Genomic DNA, 4,465 nt, shown 5'->3' with positions numbered 1-4,465 from the left:
GTTCGCAGTGGTGCCGGCTCATGGTGTGGAGTCCGGTCATGCGTGCGAAGGCGAGTGGTCCGACGAGTTGGCACATGGCGAGTTCGACGTCGAAGTCGTCGAGTTCGTCGCGCGCTTGGGGGCTCTGCAGGATGGCGTCGAAAGGCTGTCGGTACTGGTCGACCACCCTCGCTCGGAGCGATTGCGTATGCCCCGCGTCGTCGTCGCCATTGCTCGATGTGGGCCCCAGGGAGACCCAGGCGAGGGTGGTGAGGTGAAGGGGTGCCTCGGCGAACAAGGTTGCCTGACGGGTGAGCAGTTCGATCAGCTGCTCTCGCAGGGGAACTGAGCTCGGAAGCGGCGGGGTGACCTGGGGCAGGAGTCGCTCGAAGGTGGCGGCGAGAAGGTGGGAGGAACTGGTGAAGTGGCGGTAGAGGGTGGTTCGTGCGACTTTCGAGGCCTTGGTGACCGCCTCGATCGTGACCGCCTCGACTCCGCCGGTACTGAGCAGGTGAGCGGCGGCGTCGAGCAGTCGGGTCCGTGACCGCGCCCGACGCGGATCGGCGTCGTCGCCGTCGGGCAACACATGTTCGCTCAACGCCGTTTCCGTCGCCGGGATTGTCTGGTCATTACGACTCTCACCACGTTATGGTACCAACGGTAGCGTAGCGATACTGGTCATCCCTAGCCGCGGCTGAACGTGACAGTGTCACCGCTCTGACAGCCCTAAGCACGCGAAAGGCTGCGGACCGCCGATGACGACAACCGAATCGATCAGGCACGATTTCCTCACCGGGAGACTCGGCCGACGCGAGATCATCCTTGACTGCACCGCGACGATCGCCACGAGCGGTGGATATGACGCCGTGAAGATGCGCGCCATCGCCGATCGTGCGGGCATGGCAGTCGGCACCCTGTATCGCTACTTTCCGTCGAAGCCGCACGTGCTGATCGCCGTCCTCGCGCGTGAGTTCGAACGTATTGGCGCTGAACGAGATTGGACGGTCACAGCGGGATCGCCGCGCCTGCGGGTGGAGCAGTTGAACACCCGACTATGCCAGGAATGGCGCGCTCGGCCGGCCCTGACCGAGGCCGTGACCCGCGCATTCGTCGTCGCCGATGGCAGCGCGAGCGCCGAGGTGGCCCGCGCGGCGGGGGTCATCGAGCACCTGATCGGGCTGGCGATCGCCGGTGAGGAGCCGAGCCCGACACAACACCGAGTTGCCGCCCTGGTCGGCGATATCTGGCTGGCCAGCCTGATCGCGTGGGTCCGGCACGGCGCCTCCACCGAAGACGTCGCGATCGGACTGGAGCGCAGCATCGCGTTGATAGTCCACGACGAGAGGTAGCCGGGCCAACCCGATCCACACGAAACAACACTATTAGTAGCGCACCGATACTGATGGTATCGTTACGAATCAGATCGAGGTAGAGAGGTCTCATGATCACCCAGTGGATCGAAGCCTGCGAGGTCCAGCGCGTCAGCTTGGTTGGCGGCCTGGTACTCACCATGGCCGACTACAACGAGCTGGTCGTTACCCGACCACTGCGCTTGTCGCTTCCTGCGGTGGGGGCACACCCGGCCGAAGACGTGATGGTCGACCCGAATGACGTACCGAATCATCAGCGCCCGTTGTTGAATTTCGCCGGTAGCGTCTGCACGCTCGCCACCTGCGAGGACGACGGCACGCTGCGTGTCGAGTTCTCCAACGGCTACGGCTTCACCGTGGCCGCCGACGAGTGCTTCGCGGCGTGGGAGTTGTACGGCAAGCGCCACGGTTACATGGCTTGTCTACCCGGTGGCCGGGTCCGCGTCGTCCGCCACGACATGCCCGCGGACGACCTGGTGTCCGAGCGCCCTGCGGTGCGCCCTTGAGCGTCGACGGCCACGAAGCGGACCCGCCCGACGCCGCCGCCACCCGGGTGCGTGAACGCACCATTTCGGCTGCCAAGACCTCCGGGGAGTACAGCGAGCGCCTCGGCGCGTTGGCCCGATTCACCGTGCGACACAAGGCGTTGGTGATCGGCGCCTGGGTCGGACTGGCGGTGGTCCTGGCCCTGCTGTTCCCGCAACTGGAAACGGTGGTGCAGAAACAATCCGTCCAGCTGATCCCCCGCGACGTGGCGTCTTTTCAAACCCTCGACCGAATGAGCGAGGCCTTCGGCGAGCAGGGCTCCAAGACCATGCTCTTCGTCGCGATGGAGGACCCGGCAGGCCTGACCCCCTCGGCGCGCACGCAGTACACGGATCTGGTGTCGCGGCTGCGCGCCGACACCACGCACGTTCTGCTGGTTCAAGACCTGCTGGCCGACCCGGTGACCGCCACCCAGGCACTCAGCCAGGACGGCAAGGCCTGGTATCTGCCGGTGGGGGTGGCCGGCACGCTCGGTGACCCCGCCGCCGCCGAATCGGTCACCGCGGTCCGCGCGATCGCCGCCGACGCGTTCGCCGGATCGTCGACGACGGTGCGGGTGACCGGGCCGCCGTCGACGTTCAGCGATCAGATCGCCGAGGCCGAACACGATCTGCTGTTCATCTCCATCGCCACCGCCGGGTTGATCGCGCTGATCCTGCTCATCGTCTACCGGTCGGTGTTCACCGCGCTGTTGCCTCTGCTGGTGATCGGTATCAGTCTGGCGGTGGGGCGCGGAGTGCTGTCCGTACTCGGCGAGTTGGGTATGCCGGTCTCGCAGTTCACCGTGGCCTTCATGACGGCGATCCTGCTGGGCGCCGGCACCGATTACACCGTCTTCCTGATCAGCCGCTACCACGAACAGCGCAGGGCGCAGGTCGCCCCCGATCAGGCGGTGGAGCACGCCACCGCCAGCATCGGCCGCGTCATCCTGGCCTCGGCCGCCACGGTCGCGTTGGCGTTCGCCGCGATGGTGTTCGCCAACTTGAGCGTGTTCGCCGGGATGGGACCGGCCTGCGCGGTCGCCGTCCTGGTCGGGTTCGTGGCGACCGTGACGTTGTTGCCGCCGGTGCTGTCGCTGGCCGCGAAACGCGGTATCGGCGAACCCAAGTCCGACCGCACCCGGCGGTACTGGAACTCCGTGGCCGTGGCGGTGGTGCGCAAGCCGGTGCCGCTGCTGCTGGTCAGCCTGGCCATCCTGCTGGCACTCTCAGCGGTCGCCACGACGATGACGTTGAGTTACGACGACCGCAAGGGACAACCCGCCACCACCGCCAGCAACGAGGGTTATCAGCTGTTGGACCGGCACTTCCGCACCGACGTCGTCATCTCCGAATTCCTCGTCGTGGAGTCTCCCACCGACATGCGCACCGGCAAGGGACTGGCCGACCTCGACGAGATGGCCTCGCGCATCGCGCAGGTCCCCGGGGTGACGAAGGTGTCCGGGGTCACCCGACCCGCGGGAGCCCGCCTGGAGCAGGCCCAACTGGGGTGGCAGAACGGACAAATCGGCGACAAGATGGCCGGCGCGGTGGACGACGGCAACGCCCGCAAGGATGACCTGGCCAAGCTCACCGGCGGCGCGGACCAACTCGCCGGTGGCCTCGCCCAACTCGACACCACCCTGCGGACCGCGCTGACCCCGCTGACCGGAATCCTCGATCAGGCCCAGAGCGCAGGGCGGAAGGTGGACCAGTTTCGGCCCCTGTTGAGCCAACTCTCGGCGACCGCACCCGCGGTCGACCAGGCGCTGCGTTCGGGACCGGGGTTGCGCCCGCTCGCCGAGCAGGCCGATGGTGCCATCGCCACCATCGACCCGCTGGTGGGCGCGCTGAACACCTCGCCGTGGTGCGCGACCACACCGCAGTGCGCCCAGATCCGCGACCAGGTCCAGGTCCTCACGACGCTGCGCAACGCCGGGTTCTTCACCCAGGTCGCCGGGCTCGGGGACACCGTTGGCCAGAACGCATCCGTGGCCGACACCCTGGCCGGCGTCCAGACCGCAGTCACCTCGCTGGACAAGGCGTTCGGCGCGCTCGGTGACCCCGCCAACCTGGCCGGTAACGTCCGCCGACTCCAAGACGGCATCGGCCAACTCGCCTCGGGCGCCCAAGCCCTGGCCACCGGCGTGCACACCCTGGCCGACAGCAACATCGACATGCTTAGCGGGATGAGCCAGATCGCCACCCAGCTGCAGAACTCGGCGCGCGCCAGCACCGGCTCCGACACCTCCAGCGGCTTTTTTCTGCCGCCCAACGCCTTCGAGAACCGCCAGTTCGCCGACGTCGCCAAACAGTTCCTCTCCCGCGACGGCAAGACCGCCCGATTCCTCGTGGAATCCAGCAACGACCCCTACAGCGCCGAGGCCATGGACTTGTCCCACCAGATGGTCGCCGTCGCCGAGGCAGCCAGACCCAACACCTCCCTGGCGCAAGCCCGCATCTCGGTTGCCGGGTTCCCGGCGGTCAACTCCGACATTCAGCGCCTCCTGACCGCCGACTTCATCCAGCTGGCCGCCTCCACCCTGCTCATCGTGGGCCTGATCCTGGTGCTGCTGCTGCGCGCACTGCTCG

Annotated in this window: 4 protein-coding genes; 3 read left to right on the top strand and 1 reads right to left on the bottom strand. The window is 67.2% G+C overall.

Features of this window, described 5'->3' with window-relative positions; all coding sequences use genetic code 11:
• Positions 1-577, bottom strand: a 577-nt coding sequence (locus ABW137_RS11070) for a TetR/AcrR family transcriptional regulator (protein WP_526399789.1), incomplete at its 3' end; no start/stop codon positions are given.
• Between the two features lie 157 nt (positions 578-734).
• Here ABW137_RS11070 and ABW137_RS11065 point away from each other — a divergent pair.
• The 3 genes from ABW137_RS11065 to ABW137_RS11055 form a co-directional block, all read left to right on the top strand.
• A complete protein-coding gene (locus ABW137_RS11065) occupies positions 735-1,328 on the top strand; it encodes a TetR/AcrR family transcriptional regulator (protein ID WP_056547435.1) in 594 nt (197 codons plus the stop codon).
• Positions 1,329-1,420: 92 nt separating this feature from the next.
• Positions 1,421-1,855: a DUF6188 family protein gene (locus ABW137_RS11060; RefSeq protein WP_056547432.1), complete on the top strand. Its 435-nt coding sequence runs from the start codon at positions 1,421-1,423 to the stop codon at positions 1,853-1,855.
• Positions 1,856-1,902: 47 nt separating this feature from the next.
• Positions 1,903-4,465, top strand: a 2,563-nt coding sequence (locus ABW137_RS11055) for an MMPL family transporter (RefSeq protein ID WP_526399791.1), incomplete at its 3' end; no start/stop codon positions are given.

The sequence above is a fragment of the Mycobacterium sp. genome (genome assembly GCF_040509115.1).
GTDB lineage: Bacteria > Actinomycetota > Actinomycetes > Mycobacteriales > Mycobacteriaceae > Mycobacterium.
Note: the sequence above shows the minus strand (reverse complement) of the source record. Positions and strands in the feature narration are given on the sequence as shown.